Origin of the sequence: Streptacidiphilus sp. PB12-B1b, from assembly GCF_014084125.1 — a bacterium.
GTDB lineage: Bacteria > Actinomycetota > Actinomycetes > Streptomycetales > Streptomycetaceae > Streptacidiphilus.
The window spans coordinates 5,628,603-5,650,398 of sequence record NZ_CP048405.1 but is presented as its reverse complement, the minus strand read 5'-3'; the positions used below and the strand labels follow the sequence as shown (position 1 = coordinate 5,650,398).

The 21,796-nt window shown below is 70.3% G+C and carries 16 protein-coding genes and 1 pseudogene; 8 read left to right on the top strand and 9 right to left on the bottom strand.

Annotated features, from left to right (window positions below; translation table 11 throughout):
* Nucleotides 1-8: 8 nt before the first annotated feature.
* The 8 genes and pseudogenes from GXW83_RS24435 to GXW83_RS24400 form a co-directional block, all read left to right on the top strand.
* Nucleotides 9-4,568 carry a discoidin domain-containing protein gene (locus tag GXW83_RS24435; protein ID WP_182445213.1) on the top strand — a complete coding sequence of 1,520 codons (4,560 nt, stop codon included), beginning with the start codon at nt 9-11 and terminating at the stop codon, nt 4,566-4,568.
* Nucleotides 4,565-5,068 carry a hypothetical protein gene (locus GXW83_RS24430; protein WP_182445212.1) on the top strand — a complete coding sequence of 168 codons (504 nt, stop codon included), beginning with the start codon at nt 4,565-4,567 and terminating at the stop codon, nt 5,066-5,068. Before GXW83_RS24435 ends, GXW83_RS24430 begins: the two co-directional genes overlap by 4 nt.
* 54 nt (nt 5,069-5,122) lie before the next feature.
* Nucleotides 5,123-6,409, top strand: a complete 1,287-nt coding sequence (locus GXW83_RS24425) for a discoidin domain-containing protein (RefSeq protein WP_182445210.1) — start codon at nt 5,123-5,125, stop codon at nt 6,407-6,409.
* Between the two features lie 69 nt (nt 6,410-6,478).
* Entirely contained in the window at nt 6,479-8,104 is a 1,626-nt protein-coding gene (locus GXW83_RS24420; RefSeq protein ID WP_182445209.1) for a hypothetical protein, read from the top strand.
* Between the two features lie 33 nt (nt 8,105-8,137).
* Entirely contained in the window at nt 8,138-9,424 is a 1,287-nt protein-coding gene (locus GXW83_RS24415; RefSeq protein WP_370466893.1) for an IS256 family transposase, read from the top strand.
* Nucleotides 9,425-9,800: 376 nt separating this feature from the next.
* The gene (locus tag GXW83_RS24410; RefSeq protein ID WP_370466761.1) at nt 9,801-10,181 is read left to right on the top strand and encodes a type II toxin-antitoxin system RelE/ParE family toxin; all 381 of its coding nucleotides are present in this window, start codon (nt 9,801-9,803) and stop codon (nt 10,179-10,181) included.
* Nucleotides 10,178-10,507, top strand: a complete 330-nt coding sequence (locus tag GXW83_RS24405; protein ID WP_182445207.1) for a helix-turn-helix transcriptional regulator — start codon at nt 10,178-10,180, stop codon at nt 10,505-10,507. The genes GXW83_RS24410 and GXW83_RS24405 overlap by 4 nt, the downstream gene beginning before the upstream one ends.
* Nucleotides 10,508-11,654: 1,147 nt before the next feature.
* Nucleotides 11,655-12,149 (top strand): annotated as a pseudogene (locus GXW83_RS24400) (tetracycline resistance MFS efflux pump); the annotation flags it as partial.
* A gap of 112 nt (nt 12,150-12,261) precedes the next feature.
* Here GXW83_RS24400 and GXW83_RS24395 read toward each other — a convergent pair.
* The 9 genes from GXW83_RS24395 to dnaK form a co-directional block, all read right to left on the bottom strand.
* Complete coding sequence (locus tag GXW83_RS24395; RefSeq protein WP_225447225.1) at nt 12,262-12,702, bottom strand: DUF1931 family protein; 441 nt, start codon at nt 12,700-12,702, stop codon at nt 12,262-12,264.
* 45 nt (nt 12,703-12,747) lie between these two features.
* A complete protein-coding gene (locus GXW83_RS24390) occupies nt 12,748-14,430 on the bottom strand; it encodes an FAD-dependent oxidoreductase (protein WP_225447224.1) in 1,683 nt (560 codons plus the stop codon).
* A gap of 84 nt (nt 14,431-14,514) precedes the next feature.
* Nucleotides 14,515-14,778 carry a UBP-type zinc finger domain-containing protein gene (locus GXW83_RS24385; RefSeq protein ID WP_182445203.1) on the bottom strand — a complete coding sequence of 88 codons (264 nt, stop codon included), beginning with the start codon at nt 14,776-14,778 and terminating at the stop codon, nt 14,515-14,517.
* Nucleotides 14,778-15,308: a thioredoxin gene (gene trxA / locus GXW83_RS24380; protein ID WP_182445201.1), complete on the bottom strand. Its 531-nt coding sequence runs from the start codon at nt 15,306-15,308 to the stop codon at nt 14,778-14,780. Before trxA ends, GXW83_RS24385 begins: the two co-directional genes overlap by 1 nt.
* Nucleotides 15,308-17,932, bottom strand: coding sequence for an ATP-dependent chaperone ClpB (gene clpB / locus GXW83_RS24375; RefSeq protein WP_182445199.1), 2,625 nt, complete (start codon nt 17,930-17,932; stop codon nt 15,308-15,310). The genes trxA and clpB overlap by 1 nt, the downstream gene beginning before the upstream one ends.
* Nucleotides 17,923-18,312, bottom strand: coding sequence for a chaperone modulator CbpM (locus GXW83_RS24370; protein ID WP_182445197.1), 390 nt, complete (start codon nt 18,310-18,312; stop codon nt 17,923-17,925). Before GXW83_RS24370 ends, clpB begins: the two co-directional genes overlap by 10 nt.
* On the bottom strand, nt 18,309-19,286 hold the full coding sequence (locus GXW83_RS24365) for a DnaJ C-terminal domain-containing protein (protein WP_182445195.1): 978 nt from the start codon (nt 19,284-19,286) through the stop codon (nt 18,309-18,311). The genes GXW83_RS24370 and GXW83_RS24365 overlap by 4 nt, the downstream gene beginning before the upstream one ends.
* Nucleotides 19,287-19,293: 7 nt before the next feature.
* Nucleotides 19,294-19,866 (bottom strand): nucleotide exchange factor GrpE, encoded by a 573-nt coding sequence (locus tag GXW83_RS24360; RefSeq protein ID WP_182445193.1) that lies wholly within the window; start codon nt 19,864-19,866, stop codon nt 19,294-19,296.
* A gap of 9 nt (nt 19,867-19,875) precedes the next feature.
* The gene (dnaK, locus tag GXW83_RS24355) at nt 19,876-21,786 is read right to left on the bottom strand and encodes a molecular chaperone DnaK (RefSeq protein WP_182445191.1); all 1,911 of its coding nucleotides are present in this window, start codon (nt 21,784-21,786) and stop codon (nt 19,876-19,878) included.
* Nucleotides 21,787-21,796 lie beyond the last annotated feature (10 nt).

Below are 21,796 nucleotides of genomic sequence, written 5' to 3'. Positions count from 1 at the left end.
AGCCGACCGTGAGCGACACCGAGCTGATCGTGCCCGTCGAGATCCACGCCCTGCTCGTCAACGAGACCGTCCGCAAGGACGACCCCTTCTACCGGGCCCAGCCCAGCTTCCGGCGCATGCTGGGCACGAACACCGCGAGGGCCGCGGCCGAACCCGAACCCTTCCAGGAGGCCAAGGCGGTCACCGCCGCCTTCGAGGGGGTCCACGTCCACTGGCAGCTGCCGGAGGCGCTGACCAACGGATTCCTCGACGAGGCCGAGGGGGAGACCAGGTTCCCGCTGGTGCCCAACCGCTGGCTGGTCGTGCGCTACGCCCAGGTGGACGGCGAGCACCGGCCACCGGTGGGCTGGATCGTGCAGAGCGACTGCACCGAGAGCGCCGGCGACGAGGCCCCCGGAACGGAGTTCCCGGCCGACAACAGCTTCCTGAACCCGCGTGCGGACACGCCCGAAGAGGACTGGATCGGCGGCCTCTACCCGCTCTCGCGCGGCCCGTGGCGCGAACCCGCCAACGCGCAGGAGCTGTTCCTGACGGCCGTCGGCGCCGGACTGCCGACCTTCGCCGCCTACGAGCCCTACCACGAGACCGTGTTCTCGATGCACGACAAGCTCACCGACCTCAAGCAGGGCGGCGTGTACCTAGACGCGACGCTCAGCTACCTGGTGGTGGGCTGGTACAGCGACCCGGCCAAGGACATCCTGCGCACCGCCGCCGGCATCCCCGGACTGCTGCCCGAAGGCAGCGACGGCTCGCCCGCCGACGTCATCGCCGCCCTCGGCTGGGCCCCGGCCTCGCCGATTCCCACCGCCACCTGCACCATCCCCGGACACGGCGACAGCACCCCGGGACACTGCGGCCCGGTCGAGGCGATCCTGGACGGCAGCGACGACACCTGGTTCGAGACCGCCGCCGCCCCCACCGCCGCCGACCACGTCACCGTCGACCTCGGTGCCCTGCACCGGGTCACCACCGTCACCGCGACGTTCGGCACAGGCCGCGGCGGCGAGCAGCGGCCACCGGCGAAGAAGCTACAGGCGTCCGCCGACGGCAGCACCTGGACCGACCTGGCCACCGCCGCGGCCGACGACGAACAGGTCACCTGGCCGATGCCGGACACTGCCGCGGAACCCGTCACCGCCCGCTACCTGCGCCTCCAGACGACAGCCGCCGCGCAGGCCCCCACGGTCATCCGCAACCTCGGCTACACCGCCACCGCCGTCGCCCCCGACGCCGAGCGCTGCCTGTTCAGCGGGACCGCACTGGGCCTGGTGTGGGAACACAAGGGCGACGCGCCCAGGGACGACCGGCCCACCCGGGACCCGCTCAAGGTCGCCCTCGGCCACAGCACCGGCGAAGCCGCCGCCGCCCTGGTCGGCCGGCAGACCCGCTCCGCGGACACCGCGCAGCTGTTCAGCGCCCTCTACCACGGCACCCTGGACACCTTCGACGGAGCCCAGGGTAGCCAGGACCTGGACGAGACCACCCGGCACAGCTGGTTCTCCGGCAGCGAGAGCGGCGCGGGCTGGCACATCCAGGCCCGCCCCGGCGCCGCCACCGGTGACACCCCCGCCCGCAGCGCCGAGGAGCTCACCCCGGCCTGGCTGGCGCAGCTGAACACCGACCAGGCCGCATACGACGCCGTCCTGCCGGTCCTGGCCGACCAGCGGTGGCGGCTGTGGGCCCTGTACTGGCTGAAGAACCTGCCCACGGCCCTGCGCCCGCCGACCCTGGACCCGGACTTCGACACGGACGCCGCCCGGGAACTCGACCCCGCCAACAGCACCGGCCTGGCCGCCACCGTGCGGGCGCAACGCGACCGCGCCGAAGCGCTGCGCGAGAAACTCCCGCAGACCAGGCCCGACCCCGACGACCCCGCCGAAGACTTTGACCCCCAGGACGCCATCGACGCCTTCGCCGCCGCCCACGGCCTGCCCGCGCACCTCCAGCTCACCCGCACCCCCGGCGACAGCTTCTACAAACCCGCCGACCCGGTCCTGCTCATCGAAGGAAGCGCCGGCACCCCCAGGCCGCTGACCCGCGACGAGGACAACCCGCTGCCCTGCCGCACCACCGCCACCCTGCTCAGCCAGGTCCGCATCGGCGACCAGTGGACCAGGCCGCCCGGGAACCCGCCGGACCCGGGCACCGCCGACCTGCCGGACCCCTGCGCCCGGCTGCTGGCCGAGTTCGCCCTGCTGGAACAGGCCGCCACCACCACGGACAGCACCGGGAACAGCGCCCTGTGGGCGATCACGTCGGCCCCGCTCACCCACGCGCGCGGGGCCCTGGCCGAGTACACGGCCCCCTGGCGCCAGCCGTGGCTGCCGATGCTCCTGCAATGGAAGCTCAACTACTTCCCCACCCCCTACCGCACGGGAGACGACGACTACCACTGGACCTTCCAGGCCCCGCCGGACGGGACAGCGGACGCCTACAGCTACACCTGGAACGGCACCGGCGCACCCGAGGCGGACACCGAGAGCGAGGGCGACCGGCTGAGCCGGATGTTCGTCGGCCGCGCCTTTCTCGCCCCCACCACCGCGTTCGTCGCCCGCGCGCAACTGGCCCGCTACCTGGCCACCTACCCAAGCGCGGACGTCGCCGCACTGGGCGAACTGCGCGAGGAGTTCGAGGGCCTGGACGTCCTGTCGCAGAGCCTGGACGGCTTCAACGACTGGCTGCTGCAACTGGACGGCGGCGCCCAGGTAGCCACCGAAGCCGCCGTCGCGAGCCTCGCCGGAGACCAGAACCACGTCCCCGACGGCGCCGCGGTCGCCAGGAACCAGCGCTTCGCACCCGTGCGGGCCGGCCAGTTCGCTTTCACCGACCTGCGCATCGTGGACCGCTTCGGCCGGGTCCTGGACATCGTCACCTCGGGCGACGGCGGCACCTCGCACGACCAGTACCCGGTCCTCGCCAGGTCGGTGACGCCCAACCGGGAGCTGTACGACAGGCCGGTCAACCCCGAGCGCTTCGTCCAGCTGCCGCCGCGGCTGCTCCAGGACACCCGCCTGGCCTTCACCCCGCAGAACGGCGCCACCGTCCGCACCTCGGCCACGCCGGTCACCGGCTGGCTGCTGGTCAACTACCTGGACCAGACCCTGGCCGTCTACGCACCCGACGGCCTGGCCCTGGGCGAGCTGCGGGTCACCACGACCACCGCGGGCCCGCGGACCACCTTCACCCCGCTGCCGCACTCCGCCTACACCGGCAACGAGGACCCCCGGTTCACCGAGGACCACCCCGACCTCGCCGAGTTCCTCCAGGACCTCCTGGCGCACGACGCGGACGCCTTCGAGGACCTGACGGCCACCATCGACAGGAGCCTGAGCAGCATCGTGGACCCGGTGCCCAGCGACGACCAGCTGCCGAGCCGGCTCATCGGCCGACCGGTCGCCCTGATCCGCGCCGACCTGGCACTGCAACTCCAGGGCCCGCCACTGGCCGACCCGTCCTGGATCAGGATCCTCGACCCGCTCGACCCGGACTACACAGACCCGGACTACACCGACTACACCTGGGCGATCCGGCTCGGCGACCCGCACGACCTGGACGACGGCCTGGTCGGCTACTTCGCGGCCGACCCCGACCGGCCCGTCGACTACCGCCGGCTGCACGCCGTGGACCCCGCAACGCCCACCACCTCCACCGGATACGTCCAGCCCATCGGCAACGGCGACGACCTCGCGCTGGCCGCCCGGCCCGCCACCCGGCCCACCGTCCGCCACCTCACCCTGCTGGCCCACCCGCACCTGCCCGTGCACGCCACCACCGGCATCCTGCCGGTCCAGCAGTTGCGGCTGGACGCGGACCTCGTCCACCACGCCCTCGCCAACATCCGCGCCTCGTTCCGGCTCAACCCCGTCCTCGCCACCACCCGCAGCAACCGCACGGCCACCAGCAGTATCCCCGGCCACGGCGGCAACACCCCGCAGGCCGGACCAGTCGACCGGATCCTGGACGGCAGGGACGACACCTGGTACCAGACCGCTGACGGCCTGCCCCCGAAGGTCAGGGCCGGGGACTGGGTCCAGGTGGACCTGGGGGCCGAGCGGGAGGTCAGCCACGTCCACGTGCAACTGGGCGAGATCCCCAAGGCACGCACCGCCCCCGCCAAGAAACTCCAGGCATCCGCCGACGCCACGGACTGGACCGACCTGGCCAGCGCCGGCGCAAACGACCAGGACCTCAGCTGGCACCCGGCCGGCCCCGGCCCGCGGCCGCTCAACGCCCGCTACCTGCGCCTGTACTTCACCGCCAACAGCGACACCACCACCGTGGTGCGGAACTTCCACGTCACCTGCACCCCCGACGACGCCTCCCTGGTGCTGCCGCCGCTCTCCGCCCGCTATGGCACCTGGTCCTGGGCACAACCCGTGGCCGGCGACACCGCACTGCTGGACTGGGACACCCGCCCGCTGGTCCCCGCGGACCAGCTCACCCACCCTGACGACGACATCCCCACCGCCCGGGCCGGCTACCTGCAACTCGAACCCGCGACCGCCGCCGCGCAGGACGAACCGCAGACTCCGGCCCGGACGCGCCACCGCCCAGGAGCGCACACGTGACCGAGCCCGCCGCCACCGCCAACCTCAGGTACACCCTGACCACCACCCCCGAAGGCCTGCTGCCGGCCACCGCCGACCACGCGCGGCAAGGACGCCTGGAAATCACCGCCGGCAACCCCGACAGCCGGTCCCCGGCCACCTGCCGCAGCATCACCCTCACCGTGCCCACCGACCCGTCCGGCGCCGCGCTGACCCACTACCCCGAACGCATCAACACCGGCTACAGCGGACCGGGCACCTGGTACATCGAAAGGAACTTCGCGGACCCCGGCAGCGCCGTCTTCACCTTCCGCCCCTCCAACCGCCGACACGAGGCCCGCTTCGACGGCAGCGCCGGCCTCGTCCTGATCCTCGACGCGATCCCGCTGACCACACGGTCCGGGGACGTCGAACTGAAGATCAGCGACGAGACCCGCAGCGAGTCCGGCGCGTACGGCTTCACCTCCGGCGAAGCCACCGTGACCGTGACCATCAGCCCGGCCCCCGCACAGCAGAACTGAACCCCGCGCCAACCCTCCCCGCCGCCCGCAGCGGCCACCCGCCCCGGAGGCCCCGTGCACCGCGCCACCGAATCCACCGCCCCGCTCCAGGTCACCAGCCAGACCACACCCCCGCTGCTGGTCGCTGACAAGCCCGGCAGCCTGTTCCTCACCTTCCGCAAACCCGCCGGCGCCCCCGAGGTGACCTGCACCGGGATCACCGTCAGCCTCCCCATCGGCGAACTGCCCGAGGACCTCGTCGCGGACGCCACCGACAGCGCCGACCAGATCGACGACTACCCCAAGGACAGCACCGGCGCCCAGTGGGACATCCGGCGCGATCCGCCGGCCGCCACGCCCACCGAGGCCTGGCCCAGCACGCCGGGTAACGGCGTCGAGAACATCTTCGACCCCGACGACTCGCGCTACTACCAGACCAGCGGCCGTATCCTCGCGGACACCTCACTGACCGTCGACTACGGTTCGACCCAGAACATCAGCACCATCGACATCGTCACCGGAACGGTCGACACCGGCTACCTCCGGATGCCCCCGTTCTACCTGCAAGCCTCCACCGACGGCGCCCGGTTCGTCGACGTCGGCCAGGGCTACTACGACAACACCTTCTCCCTGCACGTCGCCTTCGACAGCCCGCTCCGGGTCCGCTACCTGCGCATGCTCGTGCCACGGGACGCACCGGAGCCCACCACGGTGGTGCGGCAGTTCCTGATCAACAAGACCGCGACCCTGGACGCGCCGACCGCGGTCAAGTTCATGTGCACCCCGCCCGGCGGAGCAGCGGTGTTCGACGACGACCGCTGGTTCAAGCTCATCCTCGCCGACATCCCGGTCAACAGCGCGGCCGGCCTCGCCCAGCTCGCCGTCACCGCGAGCACCGCCACGGCCGAGGACCAGCCGCTCACCCTGGACCCCATCGCGAAGGACAGCACCGACTTCGTCTTCGCGACCTTCTCCTGCCAGACCCCCCGGGTCGAGAACGGCCACGCCACCACCCTGCACTGGAACGGCAGCCCGGGCACCAGGTACACCCTGTCCTGGGACGACGGAGGCGACGCCGACTCCGTCGACCTGCACAACGTCACCTGCTTCGACACCCACGAACTGCACCACACCACCACCTTCGTGCTGCACGCGCAGCCCCAGGTCAGCGGCCGAACCATCCACCACTACCTGTCCACCACCGTCACCGTCGAAGACCCGGACATCCAAGCCAGGAGCGTCACCGCGTCCAGCGAACTCGCCCTCGCCGACGACGAGGGCGACACCTTCCGCGCACGGTCCGAAGACAAGCAGACCTGGATCCGCGACGCCGAGTTCAAAGGCGCCGTGACCGTCACCTGAGCCCCTGGTCATCCGGCCTCCCCGCACCCCAGCAGGAAGACCCACACCCCCGGAACTGCGAGGCTCCCGATGTCCCTGACCCGAACCACCACCTCCGACGTACTGCTCCAGGTCGCCCCCACCACGCTGCCTTTGCCGCTGGCGGTCTCCACGGCCAGCAAGGCCAAGCTGGGCGACATCGACCTCTTCTTCACTAAACCGCCGGCGCAGCCCGAGGTGAAGTGCCGGTGGATCACCGTCACCGTCCCGGTGGGTACCGCCCACGACGACCTGACCAGCAACCCCGGCATCCAGACCGAGTACGAGACCAGCACCGGGAGCTGGGCCATCGACACCCTTGAGGCCGACGACCACACGACGTTCACCTGCACCAAGAGCGGGCGCGGCGACAAATGGTTCAGCTTCGAGGACGAGTCGTACTTCACGCTCACCCTCCAACGCATCTCGGTGAGCCGCACCCCGGGCGAGGTCGCGTTCACCGTAACCGCCCAGGTCACCACAGACGACGACCCGGACTTCGACAACGACGACGACTGGACCGAACAGGACATCGCCATGCCCAACGTCACCAAGTCCCTCGACGACTTCTTCTTCTTCTTCCGCAGCTTCTCCTGCGAGAAGCCCCAGGTCACCAACACCACCGGGGACGCGGGCACGGTGATCCTGCGCTGGGAGGGCAGCGAGAACGACACCGCGTACTACCTGTCCGGGGGACCGTTCGACGAAGAGCTGGTCACCGGCCAGAGCCACCCGGTCAGCGGCCTCACCGACACCACCACCTTCGTCCTCGACGCCCGCACCACCGGCCCCGACGGCGAACCCGTGCACCACTACCTGTCCACCACGGTCACCGTCAAAGACGCCGACATCAGGGCGAAAACCCTCACCGCCAGCAACAGCATCACCGTCCCCGCCACCTTCACCGCCGACAGCACGGACCACAGCGTCACCGCGTTCGGCCCCACCACCTTCGAAGGAGACGTCATGGCCAGGAACACCCTCACCGTCGGTGGCAAGCTGGACGCGAAGGCGGGGGTCGACGTGTCGGGCGGGAAACTGGACGCGAAGGCGGGTCTGGACGTCTCGGGCGGAAAGCTGGACGCGAAGGCGGGGCTCGACGTCTCCGGCGGGAAACTGGATGCCAAGGCGGGATTGGACGTGTCCGCCGGGAAGCTGGACGCGAAGGCGGGGCTCGACGTGTCGGGCGGAAAGCTGAACGCGAAGGCGGGCCTGGAGGTTTCCGGCGCGAAGCTGGATGCGAAGGCCGGCTTGGGGGTGTCCGGCGCGCTCGATGTCACCGGTGCGAACGTCAAGGCCCTCGGCACGATGACGACGATCCAGTCCAGCACGACGGCGGTGAGCACGTACAGCAAGACCGGGCAGCCCACCACCGACGGGTTTCTGCTGGTCCGCCTGGCAAGCAACACCTACGCGAACTTGAACCCGTCAACGGACGAGCGGCTCTACCGGTTCACCGTGGCGACGGTGACGGTGGGTTCCATGACGGCCAACGTCTCCTGCCCGGGGATCTCGATCAGGAACTTCTACGGAGCCTGGTCCACGCCCATCCCCGTCAAGGCGAACCAGACCTACAAGGTGGAGATCACGTCCGCCGGCCAGGAGTACGAGCCCCAGATCTCCATCTACTGGCTCCCGCTGGGCGTGGCTGCCGGGTCTGTACGGTCTTCGGTGTAACTCCCGATCATGGAAGTAGCACTGATGAGCGACGTGACTGCCAAGGTTGAGGCGGTTGAAGAGGTCCGTTCGGTCGAGTCGCCGGCGGACGTGCTGGACGAGCAGTTGATCAGCCAGCTGGTGGACCGGGCCCGCGCGGGCGGGCTCCAGCTGACCGGTGAGGGAGGGCTGCTGCAGCAGCTGACCAAGCGGGTGCTGGAGTCCGCGCTGGAGGGCGAGATCACCGATCACCTCGGCTACGAGAAGCACGATCCGGCCGGTTCGGGCAGCGGCAACAGCCGCAACGGTGTCCGCTCGAAGACCGTGCTGACAGATGTCGGTCCGGTGGAGATCACCGTTCCGCGGGACCGTGATGGCAGCTTCGAGCCGCAGATCGTCAAGAAGCGCCAGCGCCGGCTGACCGGCATCGATGAGATGGTACTGTCGCTGTCCGCGCGGGGTCTGACGCACGGTGACATATCCGCCCACCTGGCCGAGGTCTACGGCGCGAGTGTGTCCAAGCAGACCATCTCGACCATCACCGACAAGGTCATGGACGGCATGGCCGAGTGGCAGAACCGGCCCTTGGACCCGGTCTACCCGGTGATCTTCATTGACTGCATTCACGTGAAAGTCCGCGACGGCCAGGTGGCCAACCGGCCGATCTACGTGGCTCTGGCCGTGACCGTCGAGGGCACCCGCGACATCCTCGGCCTGTGGGCCGGCGACGGCGGCGAAGGTGCCAAGTACTGGCTCCAGGTGCTGACCGAGATCAAGAACCGCGGCGTCCAGGACGTCTGCATGGTCGTCTGCGACGGACTCAAGGGCCTGCCCGACGCGATCGGCACCGTCTGGCCCCAGGCAGTGACGCAGACCTGCGTCGTTCACCTTCTGCGGGCCTCGTTCCGCTACGCGGGACGCCAGGACTGGGACAAGATCTCCCGCTCGCTCAAGCCCGTCTACACCGCGCCGACCGCGCAGGCCGCCGAGGACCGGTTCCTGGAGTTCCAGGAGGAATGGGACGACAAGTACCCGGCGATCGTGCGGCTTTGGGAGAACGCCTGGGCCGAGTTCGTTCCGTTCCTCCAGTTCGACGTCGAGATCCGTCGGATCGTCTGCACGACCAACGCGATCGAAAGCGTCAACGCGCGCATCCGCAAGGCCGTCCGCGCCCGCGGGCACTTCCCCAACGAGGCCGCCGCGCTGAAGTGCGTCTACATGGCCGTCATGAGCCTGGACCCCACCGGGCAGGGCCGCAAACGCTGGACCATGCGATGGAAGCCCGCACTGCAGGCCTTCGACATCGCCTTCGACGGCCGACTCTCCATCGGCCGCCGCTAACTCACACCAACGAGTTACACCGTTGACTGGACAGGCCCTGGCTGCCTGACCGCACCCGCCCGGTGGCCCCCGCGCCCAGCCTCGCGGGGGCGCGGGCGCGAAGAGGGCCAGCGGTGCTGTAGGGCTCATATGTTCATCGCTGCAGGTATAGGGCGGCTTTGTTCCTGTCGGATGTGCCGTCCGTGCAGGTCATCGCGCGTGGGGGTCTCCTTGGGTCGGCCCGGGTGGGAGATGGAGCTGTCCTGTCGGTGACGTCGGTGCGGACGTTCGGACGTGAGGCGTGTGAGGGGGAGTGCGGCTGGTTGGGTGAATTTTGGTGGTGGCCTGGTCCTGATATGAGCTGTGGGTTATATTGGTAGGCGTGTCGTAGGAGATCGTGCTTCTGGAGCCGGTAGAGCTGTGGTTCCTGGGGCTGTGTGAGTCTGAACCGGAGACGGCGGTGCTGGTAGAGCGTGCTCTGGACCGCCTGTCCGAGGTGGGACCGGCGCTGGGTCGGCCGTTGGTCGACACGCTGGCCGGAAGCAGCTTGCCCAAGCTGAAGGAGCTGAGGCCCGGTTCGCGCGGTCGTAGTGAGTTGCGGCTGTTGTTCGTGTTCGACCCGGATCGGGAGGCGGTCTTCCTGGTGGCGGGCGACAAGGCCGGGCGTTGGTCGCGGTGGTATCCGGAGGCGATGGCGCTGGCGGAGCAGCGCTACACGGCCTATCGGGACGAGAAGAAGGCCGAACGGGATCAGCAGGTGAAGGAGGAGAGGCGATGAGTCCGGCACGGCGTTGGCAGGATGTGAAGGCGGAGGCGCACCGGCGTCATCCGGAACTGGCCGATCCGCAGCTGCGGGCACGGGCGGATGCCCAGCTTGATGCGCAGGTGGCCGGCTTCCACTTGGCGGAGCTGCGCAAGCTGGTGGGCAAGACCCAGGCTGAGGTCGCCGCACTCGTGGGAGTTTCGCAGTCGCGGATCTCCCAGATTGAGCACGGCGACATCGAAGCCATGGAATTGGAGACTTTGCGCGCCTATGCAGCCGCGCTCGGCGGCCACGTCGACGTCACGGTCAGCATCGGCCCGCATGCCGTCAAAGTCGCCTGAATGCCGGGCTCCAGCAGTATGGTGGGTTGCACTGGGACGGCCGTGCGCGTTGCGTTGGAGTCGACACGGTTTTCAACCCCTGCGGCTATGCGGCCATGGCCATTCGATCTTGCCAAGCGGTTCGTGCTGCCGTCGGTGTTTGGAAGCCGGTGGCGGAGTGGAGTCTTCGTTCGTTGTAGTCCTTGATCCAGCGCGAACGTGTTCGTCATGCCCAGGTACGCCAGTTTCAGCAGCACGACCGATCATCATGCCGCACTTGCCGCCACCGTGCGACGGCGCCTACTTGAGCACCCCTGCACTCGACATCGAAGGGCCATCCCACCTGCATGGATGAGGTAATCGGCAAGGGCCGGGCCACGCGACCCCGGCGCTCGTCGACGTGCTCAAGCGCTATCCGGTGGCACCGGCCGGCGGCAGACGCATCGGCGAACTGACTCGCCTGTTGGACGCTGCCCTCCGCCGCTGAGCGTCGTGCTGGAGTCCTGGGCGATCAGCCCGCAACCGCCGTAACCCGGCCGATCAGGCGCATCCCATCGCACCTGCGAAAACGTCGAATGTCGAGGTGTCATCCACCTGGCACAAGGGCAGACACAGCATCAACTCGGCCGACGTACTCTGGCTGGACGCGCAGCTCCAACGCTTCGGGGGCACGGCCCTCCCACGCCCCTGGCCGTCCCCGGACCAGCCGACGCTGCGAAACCGGCGGATGTCACAGGGATACTCACACCCACGCGCCGAGGAACTGATGGCCCTAACCCTTACGGTCGCCGTCACCGGGTACCTGGACCTGGTCCAGACGAACTTCCCCGCATTCGGATCCGCCCTGGGCCTGTACAGCATCCTCCCCGTAGAGATCCGCGGCACGATCACCCAGCCGCCGGACGGCGAGGACGGGCACCCCGGCCGCTTGAACTTCGCGTGGTACCCGATCCCGAACCAGCCACAAGGTACAACGCCCACAATCGAGTTGCGAACCGAGACCCATCCAGGCCAAGGGCCCACTGGCACAGGCCGACCGCCGGCCCGCCCGAGTCACCCACGGCCTACCACCTCCCCATGCTGGAGGACGGGATCCTGCCGCTCGGCGGCCACCGCCCGGCGACCAATCTCGCGTACGAATGGCTCGCCCGAGACCTCCATGCGCTGGGTCATCATGACCATGATCGCGGCGACCCCGCTGTCCGAGTGGCTCACAAAAAGGTTCGGCCACCGCATCGCCTGCCTGGTGGGCGCCGCCTGCCTGGGCGGCTCGCTGGCCGGTCTCGCCTGGGGCGTCCGCCACGGGTGCCTCGTCATCGCGGTCTGCATGGTGGTGATGACCATCGGTCTGCGCACCGTGATGACGATCTGCGCCATCGCGCTCGTCGGTGCGATGCCGGAGAACCGCACGTCGATGGGCACCGCACTCAACGACACCGCCCAGGAGGTCGGCACCAGCGTCGGCACCGCCGTGACCGGCACCATGATCGCCCTGCTGGTCACCACCCGGCTGCCCGCAGGCACCTGGAGCGACGCCCCGGTGCAGTCCTTCTTCCACGGCGAGCGGATCGCCTACGCCGTCCTGGCGGTCGTCGTCGGTGCGATCGCGGCAGCCGGCGCCCCCACCCTCACCGACTCCCACGCCACGGAGGAACACGCTTGAGGCGTCGGCCCAGCCGCGACCCGATGGACGCGGTCCACCGCCGAGGGCAGCATCGCCGCGCAGGCGCGGATCAGCTCGGCTGGATGCTCTCTTCCCAGCGTCGACCGGTGGATCAGATCAGCAGGTCGAAGAGTTCGAAAGCCTCGTCCCACTGGTCCGCGGAGGGGCGGCGGGTGTCGCCGGCGAGGGCGTGGACGGCGCGGGCGAGGGCGACGCTGAGGCCGCCGGCCAGGTCGGGCAGCCGCTGCCGGGTGTCCTCGGTGGCGTCCATGCCGAGGTCGGGGCGGGCGGCGAGCTGGTCGAGCAGGGGGCGCAGTTCGATGCTCTCCTCCAGCTTCTGGAAGGCGTGGATGCTCTCCTGCAGGCCTTTCGTGACCGGGAGGTCCTGTGGCTCGATGATGTCCCGGTCGTTGGCCTTGGCATGGGCCGTGCCGATGAGGAAGAGGTCGTAGAGCTTGGCGTCCACGAAGTCGTTGTAGCGCTTGAGGTCATTCTTGTTGACGTCGAGGCCGGCGGCTGCGCGGAAGAAGCGCTCGAACTTGGTAACTCCCATGACAGGCATCTCATTTCCCTTCTCGCGTTGGTGGATGGGCTGAGGTCACCGGATGGCGGGTGGTCCCACCTCCCCGAGGTGCTCGTGCACCAAGCGGACGGCCATAGCGCCCTCGCCGACTGCGGAGGCCACCCGCTTGACCGAGCCGCTGCGGACGTCGCCGACGGCGAAGACTCCCGGCAGACTGGTCTCCAGGGCGAGCGGGGTACGGGCCAGGGGTTTCCAGAGGTCCGCTGTTGCCCGGGCCACGTCCTGCCCGGTCGGAATGAAGCCGCGCCGGTCCAGGGTGACGGCGTCGGCGAGCCAGGAGGTGGCGGGGCGCGCGCCGATGAAGACGAACAGGGCACGGGCCGCCAGCACCCCCTGCTCGCGAGTGCGGTTGTCCTCGACGACGAGGGATTCGACCCGGTCCTCGCCGACGACCTCCCGGACCTCGGTGTGCAGCCGGACGTGGATCCGCGGGTGCCGCTCGATCCGGTCGATCAGATAGCGCGACATGCTGTGGCCCAGGTCTCCGCCGCGGACCAGCAGATGTACGGCAGGCGACTCGCGCGCCATGAACAGTGCTGCCTGGCCGGCGGAGTTGCCGCCGCCGACGACGGCGACCGTGTCAAGACGGCAGGTCCGTGCCTCCCAGAGGGTGGCGGCGTAGTGGATCCCCAGCCCTTCGAACCGCTCGACGCCGCGGACGGCGAGCCGCCGGTAGCGGGCGCCGGTGGCCACCACCACGTTGCCGGCGGTGACAGTGCTGCCGTCGGCGAACCGCACCACGTTGGTCCCGTCGCGCTGTTCGAGTCCGGCGGCCTCGGCGGGGACGGCGATACGGGCGCCGAACCGGGTGGCCTGCACGACGGCGCGTTCGGCGAGCTCCATGCCGGAGATCCCCGCGGGGAAACCGAGGTAGTTCTCGATCCGGGACGACGTACCGGCCTGGCCGCCGGTCGCCACCGCGTCCAGGACGACGGTGGAGAGCCCCTCGGAGGCTCCGTACACCGCTGCGGCCAGGCCCCCGGGCCCGGCGCCGACCACCAGCAGTTCGCAGACGGTCCGCGCGACGGTCTCGGTCCGCAGCCCGATCACCTGGGCGAGTTCGACGTCGGAGGGATTGCGCAGCACCCGGTAGTCGTGCCAGACGACGATCGGGGTGTCCTCCGGAGCGATGCCAAGACGCGTGAGCAGCGCCTCCGCCTCGGTGTCCTTCTCCAGGTCGGCCCAGCGGTGCGGGAGGCGGTTGCGGGCGGCGAACTCCAGCAGCCGGCGGGTGTCGGGGGAGAAGGCGGAGCCGATGATGCGGAAGCCCGTGCCCGCGCCGGCCAGCATCGTACGGCGCAGCAGGTAGGCCCGCACGATCACGTCGCCGAGCGCGGGTTCGCCGCTGAGCAGGTCGCGCAGGGCGGCCGAACCCACCGCCAGAACCTCGCCAGGTGTTCTCACCACCGCGCTGAGGAAGGCGGTCTGGCCCTCCAGTACGCCGAGTTCGCCGAGGAAGCTGTGCGGACCGTGCAACTGGACGACCTGCTCGTGGTCGCCGTGGCCTTCGACCACGGCCACCGTGCCGCTGAGGACGACGAAGAACTCCTCGCTGGGTTCGCCCGCCCGGAAGAGCTGTTCCCCTTCGCGGACCGGCCGTACCTGTCCGCAGGATCTCAGGATCGCGATCTGGTCGTCCGTCAGCGGCGGATAGGCGCCATGGACGTCGGCTGTCGGCGTGGGCGTGGGCGTCGGCACGATTCGCTCCCTTCGACGGAAAGCAGTGGCGGAGGCGGAAGGCAGTGGCGGAGGCGGAAGAAGCACCGGGCGGGCTCGCCGGGCTCAGACCATCGCCTCGTGCACGAAACACCACCGCCAGTCCTCGCCGGGTTCGAACGACCGAACGATGGGGTGCCCGTCGCTCGCCGAGTGAGCACGGGCGTGCCGCATCGGCGAGGAGTCGCAGCAGCCGACGTGGCCGCAGGTCAGGCACAGGCGCAGGTGCAGCCAGGGAGTCCCCATGCGCAGGCAGTCTTCGCAGCCCTGCGGTGTTCTGGGCACCACGGGCTGGACCATGGACAGGTGCGGGTCGGGAAGTCCGGTCATCACAGCCTCCCAGAGGTGGGATCGGCCGGTGCGTGGGACGCCGGCAGCGACTTGTCCAGCCAGTGGCGCAGCGCGTTCGCGGGTGCGGCACCGGTCTGGCGGGCGATGGGCCTGCCGTGGTCGAGAAGCAGCAGGGTGGGTACGGCTTGGACCTCGAACCGCCGTGCCAGGAGCGGGGACTTGTCGATGTCGACCTTCACCAGCTTGATCCGGCCAGCCAGGTCCTCGGCGACCCGTTCGAGCGCTGGGCTCACCTGGCGGCAGGGGCCGCACCAGGTGGCCCAGAGGTCGACCAGCACGGGCAGGCTCGCCTGCTCGGCGACCACCCCGAAGTCGGCGTCGCCCGCTTCGGTGATCCACGGCAGCGGGGCCCGACAGTTTCCGCAGCGCGGGCTGCCCTGCGCCGCGGCGGGTACGCGGTTGGTCCGGCCGCAGTTGGCGCAGGCGACCGTCCGCACCGAGGTCTCGGCGCCGTCGTTACCGCCGCCGCGGTCGGCACGGTCGGCACGGTTTTCCGGAGAAGTAGTCATCACGGCTCCTGCGACGTGTCCTGGAGAGTGACGGTCAGTTCGCCGCCCGTGGCGTCGACCAGGATGGTCACGCCTTCGCGTGCCTCGCCGCTGAGCAACGCGCGGCCGATCCTGGTCTCGACCTCGTGCGAGATGAAGCGGCGCAGCGGCCTGGCCCCGTAGACCGGGTCGTAGCCCTCGGCGGCGATCAGGTGCCGGGCCGGCTCGGTGAGGACGAGCGTGATGCGCTGCTCGGAGAGGCGGTTGCGCAACTCGTCGAGGAGCAGGTCGACGATGCGCTCGATCTGCGCGATGCCGAGGGGGTGGAAGAGAACGATGTCGTCCACGCGGTTGAGGAACTCGGGGCGGAAATGGCCGTTGAGCTCGGTCATCACCAGCGCTTGCGCCTCGGGCTTGATCTCGCCGGCCTGGGTGGCGTCCTGGAGCAGGTACTGCGACCCGAGGTTGGAGGTCATGATGATCACGGTGTTGCGGAAGTCGACGGTACGTCCCTGGGCGTCGGTGATCCTGCCGTCGTCCAGTACCTGGAGCAGCGTGTTGAAGACGTCGGCGTGCGCCTTCTCGATCTCGTCGAACAGGACGACGGAGTACGGTTTGCGGCGCACGGCCTCGGTGAGCTGGCCGCCCTCCTCGTAGCCCACGTATCCGGGGGGCGCTCCGACCAGGCGGCTGACGGTGTGGCGTTCCTGGTACTCGCTCATGTCGAGGCGGATCATGTTGCTCTCGCTGTCGAACAAGGCGGCGGCCAGCGTTTTGGCCAGCTCGGTCTTCCCGACGCCGGTCGGGCCGAGGAAGATGAACGAGCCGATCGGCCGGCGCGGGTCGCGTACCCCGGAACGGGCCCGGATCACCGCGTCGGCGACGAGCCGGACGGCCTCGTCCTGGCCCACGACCCGCTCGCGCAGGATCTCGTCCAACTTGAGCAGCTTCTGCCGCTCGCCCTCCTGGAGGCGGGTGACGGGGATGCCGGTCCACGCGGAGACGATCTCAGCGATCTCCTCGGCGGTCACCACCTCGCGCAGCAGCCGGCTCTCGCCCTGCTTGCCGGCGAGCCGCTCCTCCTCGGCGGCCAGCCGGCGCTCCAGCTCGCTGACGGTTCCGTAGCGCAGCTGAGCGGCCCGGTTGAGGTCGTAGGCGCGTTCGGCCTGCTCGGCCTCCTGCCGGGCGCGTTCCAGTTCCTGGCGCAGTTCCTGGACCTTGCGGATGGCCTGGCGCTCGGCCTCCCACTGGGCGTGCTTGGCGTCCACCTCGCCCCGCAGGTCGGCCAGTTCGCGCCGCAGGTGCTCCAGGCGGGCGCGGCTGGCCGGGTCGGTCTCCTGGTCCAGCGCGGCCTCCTCGATCTCCAACCGGGTGGCCCGGCGGGTGAGTTCGTCGAGTTCGGCGGGCATGGAGTCGATCTCGGTCCGCAACCGCGCACAGGCCTCGTCGACCAGGTCGATGGCCTTGTCCGGGAGGAAGCGGTCGCTGATGTAGCGGTGGCTGAGGGTGGCGGCGGCGACCAGCGCGTTGTCCTGGATCTTGACGCCGTGGAAGATCTCCAGCCGCTCGCGGATGCCGCGCAGGATGGAGATGGCGTCCTCGACGGTCGGCTCGTCAACCAGGACGGTCTGGAAGCGGCGCTCCAGGGCGGCGTCGGACTCGACGTGCTTGCGGTACTCGTCCAGCGTGGTGGCGCCGATCATGTGCAGCTCGCCGCGGGCCAGCATCGGCTTGAGCATGTTGCCCGCGTCCATCGCGCCCTCGGCGGCGCCGGCCCCGACGACGGTGTGCAGCTCGTCCACGAACAGCAGGATCCGGCCCTCGGCGCCCTTGACCTCCGACAGGACGGCCTTGAGGCGCTCCTCGAACTCGCCGCGGTACTTGGCCCCGGCCACCAGCGAGCCCATGTCGAGCGAGAACACCGTCTTGTCCCGCAGCCCTTCCGGCACGTCGCCGCGCACGATCCGCTGGGCCAGGCCCTCCACGATGGCGGTCTTGCCGACGCCCGGTTCGCCGATCAGCACCGGGTTGTTCTTGCTCTTGCGGCTGAGGATCTGGATCACCCGGCGGATCTCGGCGTCCCGGCCGATCACCGGGTCGAGCCGGCCGGTGCGGGCCTCGACGACGAGGTCACGCCCGTACTTCTCCAGGGCCTCGTACGCCTCCTCAGGGTTGGCGGAGGTGACCCGCTGATTCCCGCGCACCGTGGTGAGGGCAGCGAGGAAGGAGTCCTTACTGACGCCCTGTTCGCCGAGCCGCCGGCCGGCCGCGGTGGTCGAACCCTCGTCCACCAGTGCCAGTACCAGGTGCTCGGTGGAGACGTACTCGTCCTTGAGCCGCTTGGCCTCCTGCTCGGCGTTGTCGAGCAGCCGGGCCAGGCGCTGGGTCACCGTCACCTGGCCGGGGGCGGCGCCCGGACCGGTCGTGCGGGGGCGCTTGGCGACATCGGCCTCGACGGCGGCCCGCAGGGCGGCCGGGTCGGCGCCGGCGCCGGCCAGCAGACGGGTGGTCAGGCCGTCCTGCTGATCGAGCAGGGCCAGCAGCAGGTGCTCCCCGTCGACCTCGGTCTGGCCCATCCGTACCGCGAGACTCTGCGCTTCCCGCAGCGCCTCCTGGGACTTCTGGGTGAGGCGATTCATGTCCATGGTGTGGGCTCCTTGGCGGCTCGTTCGCTGCGCCGCAGTGCGTTTTCCAGGCGTTCGACGCGGCCGAGCAGGTCCAGGACGACGCCGATGGCCGCGTAGTTGAGGCCCAGTCCGGCCCGCAGCCGCTGCACCCGGGCGATGGCCGACGGCGCGCTCGGCCGGAACCACAGTCGACCCCGGGCGTCACGCTCGGCGTCCACCAGCCCGAGGGCGACGAAGCGGCTGACGAGTTCGGGCGGCAGCCCACTCCTGCTGGCCGCTCCGGCGAGGGGGAGCTGGTAGGGGCTGGGGCTGGTCCGGTAGACCCGCACCAGGGGGTAGACAGCCCTGGTGCGGGGCTGTCCGGCGCCTTCGGCGGGAGAACGGTGTTCGGCTCTCATGTCTGTCTCCTCGGGTCGAAGGAGGAGACGGCGGCCAGCTCCTCGAACAACTCGCGCTCGCGCGGGCTGGGCGAGGGCGGCACCATCACCTGGATCTCGGCGTAGAGGTGACCGGGGGAACCTGTGGGGTGGGGCATCCCTTCGCCGCGCAACCGCAGTCGGCGGCCGGTGGAGGTACCGGGCGGCACATGCACCTTGACCGTTCCGCCCGGACCGGAGACCGGCACCGTCGCCCCCAGTGCGGCCTCCCAGGCGGTGACCGGCAGATCGACGTGGATGTCGCGCCCGACGAGCCGATAGCGGGGATGGGGGGCGATGCGGACCACCAGATAGAGGTCCCCGGCGGCGCCCGGGCCGCGGCCCCGGCCGCCCTCCCCTGCGAGCCGAATGCGCTGCCCGTCGACGACGCCGGCCGGGACGGTGACGTCGTAGCTGCGCTCCCCGCCGGGTCCGCCGAGGGTGATCTTCCGCCGGCCGCCCCGGTACGCCTCCTCCACACTGAGCGTGAGTTCGGCTTCCTGGTCCGCGCCGGGGATCGGGCTGCCCCGCCCTGCGCCGCCCGCCCGGCCGCCGAACATGCCCCCGAAGAGGTCCTCGAAGTCGACGCCAGAGCCGTCGAAGCCGGTCTGCGTCCAGCTCCGGGTACCTGCCCGGTCGTCGCCACGGGCGCCTCCGAAGGGACTGCCGCGGTACGCGCCGGCTCCGCCGCCGAAACCCCGGCCGGCCGCGACACGCTCGTCGTAGTCCTCCGGAACCTGCCGGAAGTCGGGGCCGAAGCGGTCGTAGCGGGCCCGGGTGCCGGGATCCGACAGCACGCTGTACGCCTCATTGATCTGCTTGAAGCGCTCCTCTGCGGCCGGGTCGCGGTTGACGTCCGGGTGGTAGCGACGGGCCAGCGTACGGAACGCCTGCTGGATCTCGGCGGCGTCGGCGGTGCGGGGGACGCCCAGCACCTCGTAGAAGTCGTCTGCCATGGCGGCCTCACTCCGGCTTGCGGCTGACCGCTACCGCGGCCGGGCGCAGCTGGTGGCCGGGTTCGCCGTAGCCGGGCCGCAGCACCTGGACGACGGTGCCCGCAGTGGTGTCCGCTTCATCCACCACGGACACCACCTCGTGCTGCTCGGGGTCGAAGGGGACGCCGGTCTCCTCGTAGCGGGGGTAGCCGAGGCTTCGCAGCACCTCGACGGCCTGGTCGCGTACCGCCCGGACTCCGCTGACGATCGCGCCGGGGTCGTCGGCGCCCGCGTGGGCGAGGGCCAGTTCGAGGTTGTCGACGACCGGGAGGAACGCCGCGGCCACCTTGGCCCGCTCGGCCTCCCTTTCCCGGGGGAGCTCACGGCCGTAGCGCTTGCGGAGATTGTCGAGGTCAGCGAGGGCTCGCCGCCACCGGTCCTCCAACTCCTCCACCTCGGGGCTGCAGGCCGCCTGCTCCTGCTCCCCGGCTTCGGGGGGCCGCGGGGTCGTCTGCGGTGCGGGCGTGTGCTCGAGCGGCGTCTGCGGGGGCGGGGGCGGGGAGCGGTCCTCGGCAGCACGCGTCTGTTCCTGATCCGACATGTCGCCGCCTCAGCTCTTGTCGAAATCGGCGTCGATGACGTCGTCGTCGCCGCTCGGGGAGCCGCCCTCGGAACCCTGGCCGGGCGCCGGGCCGGGCCGGGCTCCGCCCGCGGCTCCGCCGGGGGCGGCGGCGTGGGCGGCCAGCGCCGCGTGGACCTGTTGGAGCTCGGAGGTCAGGCTCCGGGACCGTTCCGCGGACGCCTCCTCCTTGACGGCGGTACGCGCCTCGTCGATGAGCAGGTGGGCGCGGGCGCGCTCGTGCTCCGGTGCGGCGCCGCCGAGGTCGTCCAGTCGGCGCTCCACCTGGTACGCGGCGGCGTCGAGCTCGTTGCGGGCGTCGATGGCCTCGCGCAGGGCCAGGTCGCTGGTGCGGTTGCTCTCGGCCTCGTTGATCATCCGCTCGACCTCGGACGGGTCGAGGTTGGAGCCCTCACTGATGGTGATCGACTGCTCGGCACCGGTGTCCCGGTCCTTGGCGCTGACCTTGAGGATGCCGTTGGCGTCGATGTCGAAGGTGACCTCGATCTGGGTCTCCCCGCGCCGGGCCGGCCGCAGGTTCTCCAGCCGGAAGCGGCCCAGCACCCTGTTGTCGGCGGCCAGTTCGCGTTCGCCCTGGAGCACCACGATGTCCACAGCCGGCTGGTTGTCCTCAGCCGTGGAGAAGGTCTCGGACCGGCGGGCGGGGATGGTGGTGTTCCGGTCGATGATCTTGGTCATCACGCCGCCGGCCGTCTCGACACCCAGCGACAGCGGAGTGACATCCAGCAGCAGGACGTCCTTGACCTCGCCCTTGAGCACCCCGGCCTGGATGGCGGCGCCCAGCGCCACGACCTCGTCGGGGTTGACGCTCATGTTCGGGTCCTTGCCGCCGGTCATCCGGCGGACCAGGTTCTGCACAGCCGGGATACGGGTCGAGCCGCCCACGAGGATGACCTCGTCGATGTCGTTGTCAGTGACCTTGGCGTCGCTCATCGCCGTCCTGACCGGTTCGAGGCAGCGCTCCACCAGGTCCGAGGTGATCTGCTCGAAGGTGGAGCGGCGGACCGTCTCGGTGAGGTGCTTCGGCCCGGAGGCGTCCGCCGTGATGAACGGCAGGCTCACCTGGGTCTGGCTGACCGAACTCAGCTCGGTCTTCGCCTTCTCGGCCGCCTCGAACAGGCGCTGCAGAGCCTGCGGGTCCTTGCGCAGGTCGATGCCCTCGGCCTTCTGGAAGCCGTCCGCCAAGTGGTCCACCAGCCGGCGGTCGAAGTCGTCGCCGCCCAGGTGGGAGTCGCCTGCCGTGGCGCGGACCTCCACGACGCCGTCGCCGACGTCCAGCAGGCTGACGTCGAACGTGCCGCCGCCGAGGTCGAAGACCATGACCGTCTCATGGCCCTTCTTGTCCAACCCGTAGGCCAGCGCCGCGGCCGTCGGTTCGTTGATGATCCGCAGGACTTCAAGGCCGGCGATCCTCCCGGCGTCCTTGGTGGCCTGACGCTGCGCGTCGTTGAAGTACGCCGGTATGGTGATGACCGCCTCGGTCACCTTCTCGCCGAGCGACTTCCCGGCGTCGTCGGCGAGCTTGCGCAGGACCTGCGCGCTGATCTCCTCCGGCGCGTACTGCTTTCCTCTCACTTCGAAGCGGGCCACCCCGCCGGGCCCCTCGACCACGTCGAAGGAGACCGCCTTGGCCTCGTCGGAGATCTCGTCGTAGCGACGGCCGATGAACCGCTTCGCGGAGGTGATGGTGCCTTTGGGGTTGAGGATCGACTGCCGGCGCGCGAGCTGTCCGACCAGCCGCTGGCCGTCATCGGAGAAGGCGACCACCGACGGGGTCGTCCTGGCCCCCTCCGCATTCGGGACGACAGCGGGCTCACCGCCCTCCCAGACCGCGATGACCGAGTTGGTGGTGCCGAGATCGATGCCTACTGCCTTCGCCATGGGAATCTCC

Bases quoted from the DNA above. Each gene is read 5' to 3' on its own strand.
- GXW83_RS24420 (WP_182445209.1), top strand. From the start codon at position 6,479: ATGTCCCTGACCCGAACCACCACCTCCGACGTACTGCTCCAGGTCGCC.
- GXW83_RS24405 (WP_182445207.1), top strand. From the start codon at position 10,178: ATGAGTCCGGCACGGCGTTGGCAGGATGTGAAGGCGGAGGCGCACCGG.
- GXW83_RS24395 (WP_225447225.1), bottom strand. From the start codon at position 12,702: ATGGGAGTTACCAAGTTCGAGCGCTTCTTCCGCGCAGCCGCCGGCCTC.
- GXW83_RS24385 (WP_182445203.1), bottom strand. From the start codon at position 14,778: ATGACCGGACTTCCCGACCCGCACCTGTCCATGGTCCAGCCCGTGGTG.
- trxA (WP_182445201.1), bottom strand. From the start codon at position 15,308: ATGACTACTTCTCCGGAAAACCGTGCCGACCGTGCCGACCGCGGCGGC.
- clpB (WP_182445199.1), bottom strand. From the start codon at position 17,932: ATGGACATGAATCGCCTCACCCAGAAGTCCCAGGAGGCGCTGCGGGAA.
- GXW83_RS24370 (WP_182445197.1), bottom strand. From the start codon at position 18,312: ATGAGAGCCGAACACCGTTCTCCCGCCGAAGGCGCCGGACAGCCCCGC.
- GXW83_RS24365 (WP_182445195.1), bottom strand. From the start codon at position 19,286: ATGGCAGACGACTTCTACGAGGTGCTGGGCGTCCCCCGCACCGCCGAC.
- GXW83_RS24360 (WP_182445193.1), bottom strand. From the start codon at position 19,866: ATGTCGGATCAGGAACAGACGCGTGCTGCCGAGGACCGCTCCCCGCCC.
- dnaK (WP_182445191.1), bottom strand. From the start codon at position 21,786: ATGGCGAAGGCAGTAGGCATCGATCTCGGCACCACCAACTCGGTCATC.